The 16,276-nt window shown below is 65.2% G+C and carries 13 protein-coding genes and 1 pseudogene; 12 read left to right on the forward strand and 2 right to left on the reverse strand.

Annotated elements, in window-relative coordinates; genetic code table 11:
- Nucleotides 1–364 precede the first annotated feature (364 nt).
- The 6 genes from mtnA (at nt 365) to V3572_RS11325 (ending at nt 7,120) form a co-directional block, all read left to right on the forward strand.
- Nucleotides 365–1,411, forward strand: a complete 1,047-nt coding sequence (gene mtnA, locus V3572_RS11300; protein WP_332111100.1) for an S-methyl-5-thioribose-1-phosphate isomerase — start codon at nt 365–367, stop codon at nt 1,409–1,411.
- A 63-nt stretch (nt 1,412–1,474) separates the two neighbouring features.
- Nucleotides 1,475–2,275, forward strand: coding sequence for a sulfide-dependent adenosine diphosphate thiazole synthase (locus tag V3572_RS11305; protein ID WP_332111101.1), 801 nt, complete (start codon nt 1,475–1,477; stop codon nt 2,273–2,275).
- Nucleotides 2,276–2,399: 124 nt separating this feature from the next.
- Entirely contained in the window at nt 2,400–3,752 is a 1,353-nt protein-coding gene (gene der / locus V3572_RS11310; protein ID WP_332111112.1) for a ribosome biogenesis GTPase Der, read from the forward strand.
- A gap of 288 nt (nt 3,753–4,040) precedes the next feature.
- Nucleotides 4,041–4,760 (forward strand): hypothetical protein, encoded by a 720-nt coding sequence (locus tag V3572_RS11315; RefSeq protein ID WP_332111102.1) that lies wholly within the window; start codon nt 4,041–4,043, stop codon nt 4,758–4,760.
- An 11-nt stretch (nt 4,761–4,771) separates the two neighbouring features.
- Nucleotides 4,772–6,409: a TolB family protein gene (locus tag V3572_RS11320; protein ID WP_332111103.1), complete on the forward strand. Its 1,638-nt coding sequence runs from the start codon at nt 4,772–4,774 to the stop codon at nt 6,407–6,409.
- Between the two features lie 366 nt (nt 6,410–6,775).
- A complete protein-coding gene (locus V3572_RS11325) occupies nt 6,776–7,120 on the forward strand; it encodes a hypothetical protein (RefSeq protein ID WP_332111104.1) in 345 nt (114 codons plus the stop codon).
- Nucleotides 7,121–7,911: 791 nt separating this feature from the next.
- Here the strand turns inward: V3572_RS11325 and V3572_RS11330 are convergent.
- Nucleotides 7,912–8,388 carry a phosphatidylglycerophosphatase A family protein gene (locus V3572_RS11330; RefSeq protein WP_442877378.1) on the reverse strand — a complete coding sequence of 159 codons (477 nt, stop codon included), beginning with the start codon at nt 8,386–8,388 and terminating at the stop codon, nt 7,912–7,914.
- Nucleotides 8,389–8,544: 156 nt separating this feature from the next.
- On the opposite strand from V3572_RS11330, the gene V3572_RS11335 reads away from it, so the two are divergent.
- Entirely contained in the window at nt 8,545–8,835 is a 291-nt protein-coding gene (locus V3572_RS11335) for a hypothetical protein (protein WP_332111106.1), read from the forward strand.
- Nucleotides 8,836–9,021: 186 nt separating this feature from the next.
- Here the strand turns inward: V3572_RS11335 and V3572_RS11340 are convergent, their stop codons facing one another.
- Nucleotides 9,022–10,554: a sigma-54-dependent Fis family transcriptional regulator gene (locus V3572_RS11340; RefSeq protein WP_332111107.1), complete on the reverse strand. Its 1,533-nt coding sequence runs from the start codon at nt 10,552–10,554 to the stop codon at nt 9,022–9,024.
- Between the two features lie 302 nt (nt 10,555–10,856).
- On the opposite strand from V3572_RS11340, the gene V3572_RS11345 reads away from it, so the two are divergent.
- The 5 genes and pseudogenes from V3572_RS11345 to V3572_RS11365 form a co-directional block, all read left to right on the forward strand.
- On the forward strand, nt 10,857–11,987 hold the full coding sequence (locus V3572_RS11345) for a glycerol dehydrogenase (RefSeq protein ID WP_332111108.1): 1,131 nt from the start codon (nt 10,857–10,859) through the stop codon (nt 11,985–11,987).
- A 236-nt stretch (nt 11,988–12,223) separates the two neighbouring features.
- Nucleotides 12,224–14,068 (forward strand): methyl-accepting chemotaxis protein, encoded by a 1,845-nt coding sequence (locus V3572_RS11350; protein ID WP_332111109.1) that lies wholly within the window; start codon nt 12,224–12,226, stop codon nt 14,066–14,068.
- A 149-nt stretch (nt 14,069–14,217) separates the two neighbouring features.
- On the forward strand, nt 14,218–15,024 hold the full coding sequence (gene amrB / locus V3572_RS11355) for an AmmeMemoRadiSam system protein B (protein ID WP_332111110.1): 807 nt from the start codon (nt 14,218–14,220) through the stop codon (nt 15,022–15,024).
- Between the two features lie 95 nt (nt 15,025–15,119).
- Nucleotides 15,120–15,761, forward strand: coding sequence for a hypothetical protein (locus V3572_RS11360; protein ID WP_332111111.1), 642 nt, complete (start codon nt 15,120–15,122; stop codon nt 15,759–15,761).
- 75 nt (nt 15,762–15,836) lie between these two features.
- Nucleotides 15,837–16,276 (forward strand): annotated as a pseudogene (locus V3572_RS11365) (hypothetical protein); the annotation flags it as partial.

Raw genomic sequence — 16,276 nt, forward strand, 5'->3', positions numbered from 1 at the left:
GCCCTCTCCCCGGACCCCTCTCCCGCCGGGGGAAATCATTTCCCCCGGACCCCCTGGATAGGGGATGCGGGGGCGGTTTTTGTCATGCTGGATAAAAGATGGGCGCCTGCATACAGACGCTCAGGTTGGGAAAAAAAGCTGACCAGGCAACAGCATGCCCAGGCTGGGCGACGGCCGCGCTCCAGACGAGGCTGGGAAAAGAAGCTGTTGTGAGCACCCGCCTGTCCAGGCCGGGCGACGGGTTTGCGCGCGGGGCGGCGGCTGCGCGAAGCGTTGCTGGCGCCGACCCGCGTCGACAAACCCCGAGCCCGGCCATGAACCCTGTTTCCGAGCCAGACCCGAAACAAACCGCTGTGGAGACCCCATGACCGACCACATTCAGTTTTCGGAAATCAAGCAGGCGCTTGTCCTCCTGGATCAGCGCATCCTGCCGAACCGCGAGGAATATTTTCTCTGCAAAACCACCCAGGACGTGATCTACGCCCTGCAGACCATGGTGGTGCGCGGCGCTCCGGCCATCGGCGTGACAGCGGCCTACGGCTGCTGGCTGGCCCTGCGCCAGGCCATGGATCAGGCCGGGCCGGGCTGGCGGGTGCGGTTGGCCGAGCTTTGGCGCGACCTGGAAAACGCCCGTCCCACGGCCGTGAACCTGCGCTGGGCCGTGGAGCTCATGCGGGCCGAGACCGCCGCCGCAGGCGAGATCGGGGCCGAGGAACTGTCCGCCCGGCTTCTGGCCAAGGCCAAGGCCGTGCATGCCGAGGACATCGAGATCAACAAGGCCATGGGCCGCTTCGGGGCCGAGGCCATCGACGACGGCGACACGGTCATGACCCACTGCAACGCCGGGGCTCTGGCCACGGCGGGCTACGGCACGGCCCTGGGGGTGATCCGGGCGGCGGTGGAGCAGGGCAAGCGCATCAAGGTCATCGCCAACGAGACCCGGCCGTTTTTGCAGGGCGCCCGCCTGACGGCCTACGAACTGCACAAGGACGGCATCGACGTCACCGTGGCCTGCGACAACGCCGTGGGGCATCTGATGAAGCGGGGCATGGTCCAGAAGGTGGTGGTGGGCGCGGATCGCATTGCGGCCAACGGCGACGCGGCCAACAAGATCGGCACCTATACCGTGGCCCTTTGCGCCAAGGCCCATGGCGTGCCGTTTTACGTGGCCGCCCCGGCCAGCACCTTCGACCTGCGCATACAAAGCGGGAACGAGATTCCCATTGAAGACAGAACGCCACGGGAGGTGACGCACATCGGGGAGCACCAGATCACCCCCGAGGGCGTACCGGTCTATAACTACGCCTTCGACGTGACCCCGGCGGAGCTGATTCAGGGCATCGCCACGGAAAAGGGGCTCCTGCGCGCCCCGTACATACAGGACATAAGAGACAGGATCGGGACCGCGTAACCGGCCGGACGCCCGGCCGCCGCAACGCTCCCGGAGACATCACACCGCCAAAAGAGAGGATATATGGCGCTGAACGAACGCATCATCACCGAGGCCATTCTCACCGAGTATTTCGAGAAGTTCAAGGAATGTCTGGATCTGGACGTGGCCATCGTGGGCGGGGGGCCGTCGGGCCTGACCGCCGCCTACCGGCTGGCCAAAGACGGCTTCAAGGTCGCCCTGTTCGAACGCAAGCTGTCCATCGGCGGCGGCATGTGGGGCGGGGGCATGACCTTCAACTATATCGTGGTCCAGGAAGAGAGCAAACACCTGCTGGAAGAGATCGGCGTGCCGGTGAAGCACTTCCGCGACGAATACTACACCGCCGACGCCGTGGCCTGCACCACCACCCTGGCCTCCCGGGCCTGCCTGGCCGGGACCAAGGTGTTCAACTGCATGAGCGTGGAGGATGTGGTCCTGCGCGAGGTGAACGGCGTCAAACGCGTTTGCGGGCTGGTCATCAACTCCTCGCCGGTGGAGATCGCCGGGCTGCATGTGGACCCGCTGGTGTTGCACACCAAGTTCATCATCGAGGCCACGGGACATGATGTCGAGGTGTTAAAGACCCTGGTGCGCAAAAACGACGTGCGTCTTTTGACGCCGTCCGGAGGCATCGAGGGCGAGCAGTCCATGTGGGCCGAGGTGGCCGAGACCAATACCGTAAAAAACACCCGCGAGGTGTTCCCCGGGGTGTACGTGGCCGGAATGGCCGCCAACGCCAGCTTCGGCTCCTACCGCATGGGCCCGATCTTCGGCGGCATGCTTCTGTCCGGGGAGAAAGTCGCGGCGGAGATCGCCGGGCTGTTGCGTTCCGGGACATACTAGGCCACAACGGATACCGAAGCGGGAGGGGGCGTGGCCCCCGGTCCTGAAAGAAACGTCCCTGCGGGGACAACGCGTAACGTACGGGCCGGTTTTTCGGCCCGGCAACATGAACAAACGAGACACCATGCCGCCGGTCATCGCCCTTATCGGACGTCCCAATGTGGGCAAATCCACCTTGTTCAACCGCCTGGCGCGGCGAACCAAGGCCATCACCCACGACCGTCCCGGGGTCACCCGGGACCGTCTCGAGACCCGGGCGATCATTGAGGACCGCGAGGTGACCTTGGTGGACACCGGCGGCATGGTCCTTGACGATCCCGACAAGCTGGGCCGCATGGTCATGGACCAGGCCCGCATGGCCATCAGCCAGGCCCATCTGGTGTTGTTCGTCGCCGACGCGAGGGAAGGCCTGACAGGGCTGGACCACGATGTGGCGGAGCTTTTGCGCCAAAGCGCCAAGCCGGTGCTTCTGGCGGTCAACAAGGCCGACGGCGAGGAGCGGGCCGGGGAATTCGCGGCGGATTTTTATTCCCTGGGGTTTCCCCTGGCGCCGGTTTCCGCGGCCCATGGCCGGGGCATCCCGGAGCTGCGGGAAATCATCGCCGATCTGTTGCCCGAGCCCGAGGCGGACGAAGCCCCGCTGACGGATGAGGAGACGGCGGCGGCCGAGGCCGCGCCGCGTCCCTTGCGGCTGGCCATGATCGGCCGCCCCAACGCCGGGAAGTCCTCCGTGGTCAACGCCCTGGTGGGCGAGACGCGGCTTATTGTCAGCGAGGCGCCGGGAACGACCCGCGACGCCGTGGACGTGGCGTTCACGCGCGGGAGCACGCCGTATATCTTTGTAGATACGGCCGGGGTGCGCAAGAAGGCCCGCATTGACGACGAACTGGAGCGCCATACGGCCACCCGGTCCCTGCAAAGCGCCAAGCGGGCGGATGTGGCTGTGCTGGTCATCGACGCCGTGGGCGGCGTGGGCATGCAGGACAAAAAGCTCATCGCCTTTTTGGACAAGGAAAAAACGCCGTTTTTGGTGGTCATCAACAAGATTGACCTGATCCCCCGGGACAAGATGCTGGAGCTCAAAAAGGACATGAAGGACGAACTGCGCATTTGTCCCCATGTGCCTGTGCTCTACGTCTCGGCCCTGCGCAAGAAGGGCCTGGACCGGATTTTGGACACGGCCCGGGCCATGAAGGTCGAATGCGCCACCCGGGTGGGCACGGGCGAGCTCAATCGAATGATGCGCCAGGTGTTGGACAAGCATCAGGCCCCGGTGATCAAGGGACGTCGCGCCAAGTTTTACTATCTCACCCAGACGGCGTCCGAGCCGCCCACCTTTGTGTTCTTCGTCAACGACACCGAGCGGGTCCGGCCATCCTACGCCAAATATGTGGAAAACCAGTTGCGGCGGCTTTTCGGACTGACCATGGCCCCGCTCCGGATTCTCTTTCGTTCCAGCCACGCCTCCAAAGAATAGACGGGGCGCCGGGGGCGCCTCCCCGGAAAAGAGCCGTTTTTCATCGCAGGACTTTCGCCCGGTGCGTGTGCATTCGGGCGGGGGCTTGCTCTGTGGCGCCTTCTGCAAAAAGAGTTCGTTGATTTACACGGCGCGTGGCATCTGGTAGTTTTGCCATCGAGAATCGGATATCCCTGCCCGCGAAACCCGCCCCGATGCGGCGGCGTTTTGGTCGGCGGCAGCCGTGACGCACGGAAGGCTCTGGAGTGTGGAAGAGACCACAACAGTTCGAAATGTATGGAGGGCGCCATGAGATCGAATGTTTGGGGGACTCCCCCCCTGGTCTTTCTGCTTTTGGCCCTTGCCATCGGATTTTCAGGCTTTTTCCAGGTCGCCCTGGTTCATGCCCAGCCGCCTCCCCCGTCTGCCGACGATGCCCATGCCAGGCGGCTGTACGATCAGTACAAGGCCAGCCAGGAGCGGGAAAAGGCCCTGGAGGCGTCACGCCGGGGCAATTTGAATGATGCCCGGGGGGCCGCCTATGGTACCTTTGGCGGACTGGCTGTCGATACGGACGCCTTGGCGAAAGCCACCAAGGCGGCCCAGGATGCCGAACGCGAACGGGAGCGCCAGCAGAAGCTGCTCAAGGCCTGGGACAAGAAGTTTTCCGGCCGGTATGGCGATCTCAAGGAAACCAGCTCTCAGCCGCCTCTGCCTCCCCAGCCTGGGGACAAGCCCTATAAAGATAAAATGGACATGCGCTTGAAGTGGTTCCCCTACCATCCGGCCACGCCCGCAAAGCCGCCCACCCCCGGCTACACCCCCGGCTACACCCCCGGACGCCCCACGCCGGGCTATACCCCCCGGACGGTGACCGCCCCGCCGTACCCGCCGGGTTCTTCACGCGGGACGCCGCCTGCCGCCCCGCCGGACAAGCCCAAGAGTCTTGGGGCGGGAATCCGGCCTCCCGACGATTACCGGGACACGAACAGCGGCAGCGGCGGATCAAGCGGCGGCGGCGGATATTAAGGCGGCAGGCCATGAAGATCCGGACCATCGCCTTTTTGCTCATGCTGCTGGGCGTTGTCCGCAGCGGCCAGGCGGTGGGGCTCCCCGAGGCCCCGGTGGGCCTCTCTCCCGGCGATGTCTGTTTCGCGGCGACGGCGGACGCCCCTGTGGACTCCCCGGAGGTGCGCCAGGCGGTCATGCTGTTTGCGGCCGGATATGATCCCGGCCGCTTCGTGGAGTCGTTGCGCATCATGCACCCCCTGCACGGGGCGCTTTTTCCGGCCGACCTGGCCCCGCCCGTGATCACCTGGGTCGAGTCCCATCCGCAGGTCGGCCTGTGGCTGGTATCCTTTCGAATTTCCCCGGCACGGGCGCTGTATGTCCTGTGCCGGGAACCGTCCTATGAGCCGCCCGAGGCGGTGTGGAAGCCCGTTCGGGAGGCCTCTCTGGGCCACGACGTGCCGATCACCGTCTATGGGATCGATGCCGAAACCCTCGAGATCGTCTCCCAGGATGTGGTTTCCGTGGCCAGCTCCCGGGACAGGATCGACGCCCTGATCATGTACCGGCAGTTGCCGCCGGTTTTTTCAAAGGCCCAAAAGCGCCTGGACCTTCTCGGGGGGCGTCTTGGCGATCCCGCCTCGCCAAAGCCGCCCCGGACGCTTTTCCAGGGCGTGCCGGGGTGCGTGGGATGCCACAGTTTCTCCCGGGACGGCATGGTGTTCGGCATGGACCTGGACCACGCCGGGGACAAGGGCGGCTACATCCTGGCCGACACGCGCCGGGAGATGGATCTGACGGCTGGCGAACTGCTCAGTTGGAACGATTTCCCAAAAATCGATGATCGTCAGACCACCGGGCTGTATGCCCGCATCACTCCGGACGGTCGGCATGTGATCGGCACGGTCAATGAAATCGCGCTGTTGATCAAAATGGATGATCCGTATTCCTCGCAGCTTTTTTTCCCGTATCGGGGCGTCCTGGTCGCCTATTCCAGGGCGCAGGGGCGGTTTTTTCCCGTGCCCGGGGCGGACGATCCCGGTTACGTCCAGACCTGCGCGGACATCCGCCCCGATGGCGGGCATATCGCCTTCGCCCGGACGGCGACACAGTGGGAACTGATCCAAAAGCTGGGGACCGGTCATGTGTTTGCCCGGCCGCAGGCCTCCCTCCACGAACTCAACGCGGCCTATCCCGTGCAATTTGACATCTACCATGTCCCCTTTGATCCGGACCATCGGGATCGCCCGGCTGTGGCCGAACCCCTGCCCGGGGCCGGAGGCAACGGCATGAGCAACTACAACCCGCGCTATTCCCCGGATGGCCGGTGGATCGTCTTCACCCAAAGTCGCAGCGGGCTTGTGCTGCAACCCGACAGCCGTCTGTACGCGATCCCGGCGACCGGCGGCGTGCCGCGCCGGATGACGTGCAATCTGGGGGTGATGAATTCCTGGCACAGCTTTTCGCCCAATGGCCGCTGGCTGCTTTTCGTGTCCAAGGAGACAGGTGCGGACAGCCGAATCTGGATCACGCATTTCGATCGCCAGGGCCGAGACAGCGTGCCGGTCATGCTGCACCGCTTCGGGGAGCCCGGCTTGGCCTGCAATGTCCCGGAATTTGTCGACAAGCGCGCCGGGCGAATGGAGCGGATCAGTTTCCCGGCGCCGTGACCGGTGGACCGGCTGGCGCGGGACAAAAACACAGGGGGCATGACGAGAACAGCGGGGAGGCTCTCAGGATTTTGAGCAGGACGTGGTAGATGTCCACCCCCCTATGGTCAAACGGGACGTCACGGACGCAACATGAGCGGGATGGTCGGCAACCCTGCCGCACGTTTGGTGAAAACGGTTGCCTCCGGGGCTGTTGCGGCTTACTCATGAGGCTGGGTCCACGCGCCGTGCGGCGGGGCAGCCGGGAGCGTATGGCGACAGGCGCGCCGCCGGAGCGTGTGCGATCATGAAATGGACGTATCGTCCGGCGAGCGTTGAAGCGCCGACCGGTTGTTCCCGCCAACGAACCAATTCATGGAGACAGCTATGTTTGGGAAAAAAGGTCTTCTCCGGGGATGCCTGTTGCTGGCCGCCCTGTTCATCGCCTTGACTTCCGTGTCCTGCGTGGAGGTGGCTGACCCGTATTACGGCGATCCCTATTATTATGGCCCGCCGCCGCCACCGCCTCCCAGATACGGGGGGGGCGGATATTACGGTGGCGGTCACGGTTATCAGGCGGATGAAAGGCGGCAGAGCCGGGGACGCCAGAACTGCAACGCCCAGTGGAGCAACTGCGTGGCCGTGTGCAATCAATTCCCGAATCCTTCCCAGCGGGCCATGTGCATCGCCAGCTGCAACAACGGCCTCAACCAGTGCATGAATAGTTTCTGACGCCCGGGCTGCGGGCCTGATGGTCAGGTCCGCGACGGAAATGACGGGGTGACGTCGGCGACGGGGCGGCCGGACAGCGATGTTCGGCCGCCCCGGCCATTTTGCCGTCCGCACCCAGCCGGGCAGGGTGGCCAGGAGGGAGCGCACCGAAATGTTCATCTCCCGGATGTTGTCCCGGAGATGGTCCGTGAGGCGGCGTAAGGCCTGTTGGAGGCATTTTTTCGGGGCGATGCCTGGGGTGCGGCCCGCCATGCGGTTGCCGGGAGGACGTCGTCATGGAGCGCGCGGGGGAGCCGGGAAGGCGGCCCGCATGCGTTTGCCTGAAGAAAGGCCGGACGTTGCCGTGGCTTTCTGGCGTGGGGCACGGGCGGGAGGATGCCGTCGTCCCGCCGTCGGGGCCGGGGCTGGTGTAGGCCTGGGTCGGATATGTGGAAGGTCTTGGAGGGGCAGGGTGGCCAGATGAAGGCCGTCGGGATGTGTGCGGGCAAAAAGATTCGCCCTTTTCCGCGCTTTTTCCGGTGACCGGAGTTCTCCCCGTGGGGCGCCCGTCTGGGCTTGGGGAACGTTCGCGCGTCTGGGCGAATCAGGGGGCGCTCAGTCGCCCGGTATGCGGGATGGAATTAACGTCTGCTATCCTCCGTTGCCGGTTGCGCCACTCTGCAGGGGACCTTCCCCAGCATTGATTCCTTTCTAGCCCGGCCATAGGCCGCTGTAAAGAAAAATGAGTCGCCGCGATTTCGACGGGTTATCGACATTTGCCTGACGATTTTGCGCGGCCCGGCGTTTTTTTTCTACCAGATGGCCCACAATACAAGGGCTGCGGCGGCCCCGGCCAGGGCGTCGTCGAGCATGACGCCGTAGCCGCCGGGCAGCCAGTGTTCCGACTGGCGGATGGGCGGCGGCTTGGTCATGTCCAGGACGCGAAACAGCACAAAGGCCAGGAGCATGGCCCATGGCTCTGCCGCAGACAGGGGCAAAAGGGCCATCCATTGCCCGAGCACCTCATCGATGACCACGGGCCCCGGGTCTTTGCGGCCAAGGAGGATTTCGGCCCGGGAGGCGGCCAGGGCGCCGAGGACGAAGACCAGGGCCAAAACCAGCAGCCGACCTGTCGGGCCAAGGGGCAAAAAGACCCACGGGGCGGCCAGGACGGCCACGGCGGACCCGGCCGTGCCCGGCGTGACCGGGAACCTGCCCACGGGCCCCAGGGTGGCCGTCCACAGGGCGAGGCGATCCGATGCCGTCAGGGGGGGGGTGGTGGAGGACATGGACAAGGGGTACACGGGAGCGGGCGGCCAGGCAAGGCGGCAGCCTCGGCGGGCGGGCAGGCGGCGTCGCGTTGCTGCGGGGTTGTCTTTGCGGTCGAAATGTGAAAGGATTTTTGTTTGCGGCCAGCGGCCGCATTCCCCCATGGAGGAGCGTCAATGATCGCGCTTGGAACGGTAATTTTTTGGTTGGCCCTGTATGTGGCCGTGTTTTTTGCCTATTATCAGTACTATTTCCGGCCCCGGATCTTTTTGCTCATGCTCGACGAAAAAGCCTATCTGGAACACTACCTGGACAGGCTGCCGCACATGCAAAACCGCCCGGGCGAACGTCTGGGGATGGTGGAGTTCCTTATGGACAAGCGTAGCGCGTTTATCCGGGAAAACCGCATCTTCATGACGACGGCGACCATCCTGGTGATCTTGGCCCTGGCCTTCTCCGCCAACTGATTCCCCACGATCCGACTGGGCGTTACGACCCTGCGGCCGTCTTCCCTGAATCGGGGGGAGGCCCGGGGGGCTTTCGTGCGCGCGGCCGTCATGGGCCTCCCGTGGGCGACGAGGACGCGGACACATCACCCCGGGACCGTCTGCGGCGAGGGCCCACGGCCGTCGTTTCAGGCCCCGTAGCTCGCGTCATTTTTTGCGGATGCCGAGCTTTTTGATGCGCGAATCGAAGGTGGAGCGGTTGACCCCGGCCTTTGAGGCCGCCTGGGTGATGTTCCAGCGGCATTTTTCCAAAAGGGCCAGCACATAGCCGCGTTCCACCTCTTCCCAGGTCTGCTCGCACATCTCGGGGGCCGGGGCGTGGGCCGCAGGACGGCCGGGGTCGCCCGGCGTCCGGGGGGGCTCGGGGAGTGGGGCTGGCGCCGACAGGATGGCGGCGGGCAGATCGGTGTCGTCGATGGTGTCGCAGGGCAGGGTGGCCAGGAGGTAGCGCACAAGATTTTCCATCTCCCGGATGTTGCCTTTCCAGGGATGGTCCGTGAGGCGGCGCAGGGCCTTGGGGGTGCATTTTTTCGGGGCGACGCCCATGCGCTGCGCGTCGCGGCGCAGGAAATAGTTGAGCAAAAGGGGGATGTCGTCGCGGCGTTCGCGCAAGGGCGGCAGGGGCAGGGGCAGGACGTTGAGCCGGTAGAACAGATCCTCGCGAAACGTCCCGGCGGCGATGGCCTGGCGCAGATCCTTGTTGGTGGCCGAGATGATGCGCACGTCCACCCGCTTGGACCCGGTTCCGCCCAGGGGCTTGATCTCGTTTTGCTGGATGACCCGCAGGATGCGGGCCTGAAGGGACAGGGCCATGTCCCCGATCTCGTCGAGAAACACCGTGCCGCCCGAGGCGGCCTCGAAGAGTCCGGTTTTGTCCTTGTCCGCGCCGGTAAAGGCCCCCTTGCGGTATCCGAACAGTTCGCTTTCGAGCAGGGTTTCGGGGATGGCGCTGACGTTTTGCACCAGGAAGGGGCCGTCGCGCCTGGCGCTTTGGCGGTGGATCTCCCGGGCGGCCAGCTCCTTGCCCGTGCCGGACTCGCCGGTGATGAGCACCGGGAAGTCGGTTTTGGCGTAGTCGCGCAGGGATTTTTGGGCCGCCAGAAAGGCGTCGCTTTGGCCGATGAGCGTGTCGACGTTGAGGTCGGCGATCATGCGGCGCAGTTTCTCGTTCTCGTCCCGCTTGTCGGCAAAGGCCAGGGCGTTGCCCAGGGCGATGGCCCCGATGGCCACCAGATCCTCCATGAGCTCCAGGTAGTCCTTGTGCAGGTTGAGCCGACTGCCGCCGTGGGCGGTGTCGATGATCTCCACCGCGCCGTAGACCCGGCCGTCGCGCAGGATCAGGGGATAGCACAAAATCAGCGTGCTTTTGACGTCGAGTCCGGCCTCGACCTCCCGGAAATGGCGCTTGTCCTTGTAGGCCTCGGCGATGGTCATGCGTCCGTTGTCGATGACCCAGGCCACGATGCTCTGGGCGGTTTTGGGGATGACGTAGCCCGCGATGTCCGCGCTTTGCGTGCCCACGGCCGCGATGCACCGGTATCCGCCATCCTCGGCGATCCATAGGGAGCCGCGTTCGACATTTTGCATTTCGAGCAGGGCCGAAAGGAATTTTTGCTGCAACCGGCTGGTGTCGAGCTCCTCGAAGAGGGCCTTGTGGAATTCGAGCGCCTGGGATTTCATCATCCGCCCTTGGTCTTGTGGTTCCGGAAGTCGGCACGGCTGCGACCGGCCCTTGCGCCAACCTATGTTCCCGAATGGAAAATGACAAGGGGGAATGGCCGGTTGGGTGGTCTCGTCGGAGGACATGGCCGCCGTCGTCCTTGTCACCAGACGCAGGGCAGGGGTATATGCCTCGATTTGAGGAACCGAAGGGACATACCCGTCGGGCCTGGACGGCTCGCCGCCCTCTTCCGGCGGCGTCCGGACGGGTGCCGAGGCGTTTATGGACCGCAAAACCGCCGCCGAAAACAAAGAGGAGCCGCATGATCAGCACCACACTCTTTCCCGGACGCTACGTGCAGGGGCGTAGCGCCCTGTCCCGCCTGGGCGGGGAACTGGCCCGCCTGGGGACACGGCACTTTCTCATCTGTTCCCCGCATCCCCTGGAACATCTGCTGCCCCCCGTGCTGCCCGGGGTGGAACAGGCCGGGGCCGTGCGCACGGAACGCTTCGGCAGGGAGTGCACGGACCAGGAAATCGAACGCCTCTCGGGCCTGGCCCGGGAATTCGGGGCCCAGACCGTGACCGGCATGGGCGGCGGCAAGACCCTGGACGCGGCCAAGGCCGTGGCCGCCCGGGTCGGGCTGCCCGTGGTCGTGGTCCCCACCATCGCCTCCACGGACGCTCCGTGCAGCTCCGTCTGCGTGGTCTATTCCCCGGACGGCGTTTTCTTGCGGGCGGATGTGCTGCCGCGCAACCCGGACGTGGTGATCGTGGACACCGAGGTCATGGCCCGCGCCCCGGCCCGGTTCCTGGTGGCGGGCATGGGCGACGCCCTGGCCACCTGGTTCGAGGCCGACTCCTGTCGCAAAGGCCGGGGGCGCAACATCGCGGGCGATGCGGGCTCCATGACGGCCCTGGCCCTGGCCCGGCTGTGCTATGAGACCGTCCGGAACTTCGGCCTGTCCGCGCGCACGGCCTGCGAGGCCGGGGTGGCGACCCCGGCCCTGGAGCGGGTGGTGGAGGCCAATACGCTCTTAAGCGGCCTGGGCTTCGAGAGCGGGGGGCTGGGCGCGGCCCATTCCATCCATAACGGCCTGACGGCCCTGCCTGCCGTCCGGGGCTTGCACCATGGCGAGAAGGTGGCCTTCGGGGTGCTGGCCTCGCTTTTTCTCACGGACGCGCCCATGGCCCTTGTGGACGAGGTCTACGCCCTGTGCGCCAGCCTTGGCCTGCCCACCACCTTTGCCGATCTGGGCCTTGCGGGCGTGTCGGACCAGGAACTGCTGCGCGTTGCGGAAAAAAGCTGTGCGCCGGGCGAAAGCATCCACAACGAGCCGGTGGAGATATCCCCGTCCCTGATCCAGGCCGCCCTCAAGGCCGCCGACGCCGAGGGACGCCGCCGCGTTCCTGCCGACGCCGGTCTTTGCCCCTCTCGTTCGCCGTTGCGGTGATCGACGCCGCATTCGCGTCAACTCCGGGGGGAACGGCACGGGTCGGTTTCCCCCGGGCGCGGCCGCCAGCCGATAAAATCCTCCCTGCGTTTATCCTGCCGCCTCCGCTTCACATCGGCGCGCTGATCGAGTCTTCTCCACATTGAGGCGAAATACGCATCCGTACATGGACGGACGCGGCATGATCTTGTACATGAGGGTATGAAAAAAAGTGCGTTCTGACGAAGGAGGCCTCCATGCTGCGGAGTTTTTCCATTTCCAGTCGGCTCTTTTGCCTCTTGGCGCTTGTGGCGTTGTTTGTCGCTGCCGTGGTCTGGGCCTTCTCCTCGGGAATATCGCGCATGAAAGAGGAAGCCGTGCGGGAGACGCAACAGGCCATGTTCGAAGGCCAGAAGCAGAAGCTCCAGGTGGGGACGCATGCCCTGGCCCTGGCCTTGGGGCAGGCTGTCGGGACGGTGGCCGACCCGGCGGGACGGGTGGAACGGATCCGGGGCATGGTGGACTCCATCCGTTTTGAGGACGACCAGTCGGGATATTATTTTGTCTACCAGGGCACGGTCAATGTGGCCCTGCCGCCGAAAAAAGAGATCCAGGGCAAGGATCTTGGCGAAAACAAGGACTCGGGCGGGGTGTATTACGTTCGCGAACTGGCGGCCCGGGCCCGAAGCGGCGGCGGGTTCGTGGAATACGTGTTCCCCAAGCCCGGCCAGGGCGACCAGCCCAAGCTCAGCTATTCCGAAATGATCCCCGGCACGGACATGTGGATCGGCACGGGTGTCTACATCGACAACGTCGATAAGGAAAAAGCCCGCATCGCCGGTGTCCTCGACGCCTCCACCTCCTCCATCCTACGCGTCATCCTCGGTTCCGTGGGGGTCGTCTTCGCGATCCTGGCCGTGCTTTGCATCGCCATCGCCCGCAGCATCGTGCGGCCCATCCGCGAGGCGGCCACGGCCGCCCAGGATATCGCCTCGGGAAATCTCGACGTCCATCTGCATGGTGCAGGCAAGGACGAGGCCGCCCGGCTGGAGAGCGCCCTGAACACCATGGCCGACGCCCTGCGCGACAACATCCGCGACATCACGGCCAAGACCGCCCTGGCCGAGGAAAAGGCCAGACAGGCCGACCAGGCCAAGCTTTTGGCCGAGGAGGCCTCCCGCCGGGCCGAGGCGGCCAAGTCCGAAGGCATGGCCGACGCGGCCAGGCGCCTGGAATCCGTGGCGGCGGCCATGACCGGCTCCACCAAGGCCCTTTCCGGCCGCGCCGAGGCCATCCGGACGCGCACCGTGCATCAACGGGACCGTATCCAGGAGACGGCCACGGCTATGGAGGAGATGAACGCCACGGTGCTCGAAGTGGCCAAAAACGCCGGGCAGGCGGCCACCGAGGCCGAATCGTCCCGGGGAAAGGCCCAGGAAGGGCAGGACGTGGTGGACGGTTCGGTGACCTCCATGCGGGCCATCCGGGAACAGGCCCAGACCCTCTCCGCGAACATGACCGAGCTTGGGCGCATGGCCGAGGATATCGGGCGGATCATGACCGTCATCCTGGACATCGCCGACCAGACCAATCTTTTGGCCTTGAATGCGGCCATCGAGGCCGCCCGGGCCGGGGATGCCGGACGGGGATTCGCCGTGGTGGCCGACGAGGTCCGCAAGTTGGCCGAGAAGACCATGGGGGCCACCAAGGAGGTGGGCGACAGTATCAAGGCCATCCAGAACGTGGCCCGGGAAAACGTGACGGGCATGGAGCGCGCGGCCGAGGCCATCACCGAGGCCACGGAACTGTCCGGACAATCCGGCCGGATGCTTCGGGAGATCGTGGACAGCGCCCAATCCTCGGCCGGGCAGATCAACAGCATCGCCACGGCCGCCGAGGAGCAGTCCGCCGCCTCCGAGGAGATCAACCGGGCCATCGAGGAGATAAACGGCATCGCCCTGGACATCACCTCGACCATGGAGGAGACCGTGACGGACATCCATGCCCTGACCGAGCAGGCCGATGCCCTGCGCGGGGTCATCGGCAGCCTCCTGGAAGATGCCGACCAGGCCGGGACAGGGGGGCGTCGGGCCATCCGGTGAGGCCCGGCCGTCGCGGTACGCCCGTATCGGGCCGGGACGGGTGCGGGAATGACCTGTGATGTTGCGCCCACCGCGAAGACGCCGTATTCTCATCATGGTGGAACAATGACGTTGCGAACTGACCGGGAAATCGGGAGGCGCAAAGACTAATGAACAGACAACCCCTTGTGGCCGGGCAGTTTTATCCCGCCGGGCCGACTCTGGCCAAGGACGTGGCGGCCTTTCTGGATGTGGCCGGTTCTTTGCGCGAGGAGCCGACCATCCTGGCCATGGTTCCCCACGCGGGATATGTTTATTCCGGGGCCGTGGCCGGGAAGACCCTGGGCCAGGCCAAGCTGGCGGACACGGTGATCCTTTTGGGGCCCAACCATACCGGCCGGGGCAAGCGGCTGGCGGTATGGCCCGACGGAAGGTGGGAGATCCCCGGCGGCGGCCTGGATGTGGACGAGGATCTGGCCCGGGATCTTTTAGCCGCCGATTCGCGTCTGGCGGCGGACTACACGGCGCATCTGGGGGAGCATTCCCTGGAGGTGGTCATTCCTTTTTTGATGGGCAAAAACCCGGCCACGCGCATCGTGCCCATGGTGGTGGCCGAATTCAATCCCACGGTCCTGGCCGACGTGGCCATGAGCATGGCCGGGGTCATAAAGGCCCGGCCCGGCCCGGTGTCCATTGTGGTCAGCTCGGACATGAGCCACTACGTGAGCCATGACACGGCCAAAAGCCAGGACGCCATGGCCCTGGCGGAGATCGCGGCGCTTCGGCCCATGGGGCTTTTTTCCGTGGTCAGGGACCGGGGCATCACCATGTGCGGGGTGTTGCCCATGACTCTGGGGCTTTTTTTGGCTCTGGAACTGGGGGCGCACACCGCCGAGGTCACGGCCTACGCCACCTCGGGGGAGACCTCCGGGGACATGCGGCACGTGGTGGGGTATGCCGGAGTGCTGGTGTCGTAGGGGCTTTGCCCCGTTGTTTTTCCCGCCCGGCGGGACCAACCGGAACAAGGAGATGTGCCGATTTTTTGTACAACGCCAACATGGAGGTGGTGGGTATGAGAGCGAAACTGACGGGGTGTACCCTGCTTGTGATGTTCGCCGTTGTGCTCGTGTATTGCGCGACGGCCTTTGCCCAGTTCGGCATCATCAAACAAGGCCTCGATGCCGTAACGACGGGCAAGAAACCGGGCGTCGCGCCGGACGCAGCCTCTCCGGCCGCCTCCGGCGGCAAGGTGCTGACCCAGGACACCACCTACACCAACGCCGCCCGCAATCTGCAATTCACCATCCCGGCCGGGTGGGAGATCGTGGAGGGCAGCCCCGATTCCGAGAGCGTGGGCTTTCGGTACATGAAGAACACCATGGGCTTTTCGTTCCACGCCGAGCAGATGGTCCCGAGCTTTCCCCGGGCTTCGGCCGTCTCCGCCGGGCTCAAGCAGGACCAGGAGCGGGTGACCATCAAGAAGCTTCTGGCCGCCAAGCGCCGCGATGACGGGGACGCCAAGAAAAAATGCGGGGTCATCGGCTGGGAGATTGTCGAAGCGCCCCAGAAAAACGATTTTCAGCGCATCATCTGGCAATGCTATGACGGTCAGAATTTCTACATGAATATCATGGCCTACAGCGAGAACAAGGACTTCGCGGCCTCCGAGGCCACCCTGCGCAAGATCATGGACTCCGTAAAGTTCTGCAAGTAATATCCGCCCCGCGTTCGCGCCGTCAGGCCCTGGCGGCGCGAACCCCTACATGCCGCAACGGAGAAACACCCGATCATGAACCGTCCCTTTCGCGGCCCCGGCCGCGCCGTGGCCTCCCTGGCGGCGCTGGTTTTGTCGGCCGTCCTTTTGACCTCCTGCGTCATGGGCTATCCGCCGCCGCCCGCCCTGGTCCTGGCCGAACCCGCCGTCATCCCCGGGGCCGTGTCCACGGCCTGGTGGGATGTGGCCGCCCAGGGCTATGCCGATGACGGTCAGGGGTTGGATTTTTCCCGGGCCGGGCTCATGCCGGTGCTCATCATTTTGCGCAACAAGACCCCCGGCTATCCCCTCGTCGATCCGGCCGAGGTCCGGGGGATGGCCCCGGGACGGGAATACGCCCCCTATCCGCCGTATCAGGCCGCCGACGTGGCCGAGGCCACCACGGCCTTCGACGAATCGGCCAAGGCCGCCCTTCGCGGCGGTGCGGCCGGGGCGGTCATCGGGGCAGGCGTGGG

It is taken from the genome of Desulfolutivibrio sp., assembly GCF_036584575.1.
Lineage (GTDB): Bacteria > Desulfobacterota > Desulfovibrionia > Desulfovibrionales > Desulfovibrionaceae > Desulfolutivibrio.

Bases quoted from the DNA above. Each gene is read 5' to 3' on its own strand.
- der (WP_332111112.1), top strand. From the start codon at position 2,400: ATGCCGCCGGTCATCGCCCTTATCGGACGTCCCAATGTGGGCAAATCC.
- V3572_RS11315 (WP_332111102.1), top strand. From the start codon at position 4,041: ATGAGATCGAATGTTTGGGGGACTCCCCCCCTGGTCTTTCTGCTTTTG.
- V3572_RS11325 (WP_332111104.1), top strand. From the start codon at position 6,776: ATGTTTGGGAAAAAAGGTCTTCTCCGGGGATGCCTGTTGCTGGCCGCC.
- V3572_RS11340 (WP_332111107.1), bottom strand. From the start codon at position 10,554: ATGAAATCCCAGGCGCTCGAATTCCACAAGGCCCTCTTCGAGGAGCTC.
- V3572_RS11345 (WP_332111108.1), top strand. From the start codon at position 10,857: ATGATCAGCACCACACTCTTTCCCGGACGCTACGTGCAGGGGCGTAGC.
- V3572_RS11360 (WP_332111111.1), top strand. From the start codon at position 15,120: ATGAGAGCGAAACTGACGGGGTGTACCCTGCTTGTGATGTTCGCCGTT.
- mtnA (WP_332111100.1), top strand. From the start codon at position 365: ATGACCGACCACATTCAGTTTTCGGAAATCAAGCAGGCGCTTGTCCTC.
- V3572_RS11330 (WP_442877378.1), bottom strand. From the start codon at position 8,388: ATGTCCTCCACCACCCCCCCCCTGACGGCATCGGATCGCCTCGCCCTG.
- V3572_RS11305 (WP_332111101.1), top strand. From the start codon at position 1,475: ATGGCGCTGAACGAACGCATCATCACCGAGGCCATTCTCACCGAGTAT.
- V3572_RS11350 (WP_332111109.1), top strand. From the start codon at position 12,224: ATGCTGCGGAGTTTTTCCATTTCCAGTCGGCTCTTTTGCCTCTTGGCG.
- amrB (WP_332111110.1), top strand. From the start codon at position 14,218: ATGAACAGACAACCCCTTGTGGCCGGGCAGTTTTATCCCGCCGGGCCG.
- V3572_RS11335 (WP_332111106.1), top strand. From the start codon at position 8,545: ATGATCGCGCTTGGAACGGTAATTTTTTGGTTGGCCCTGTATGTGGCC.
- V3572_RS11320 (WP_332111103.1), top strand. From the start codon at position 4,772: ATGAAGATCCGGACCATCGCCTTTTTGCTCATGCTGCTGGGCGTTGTC.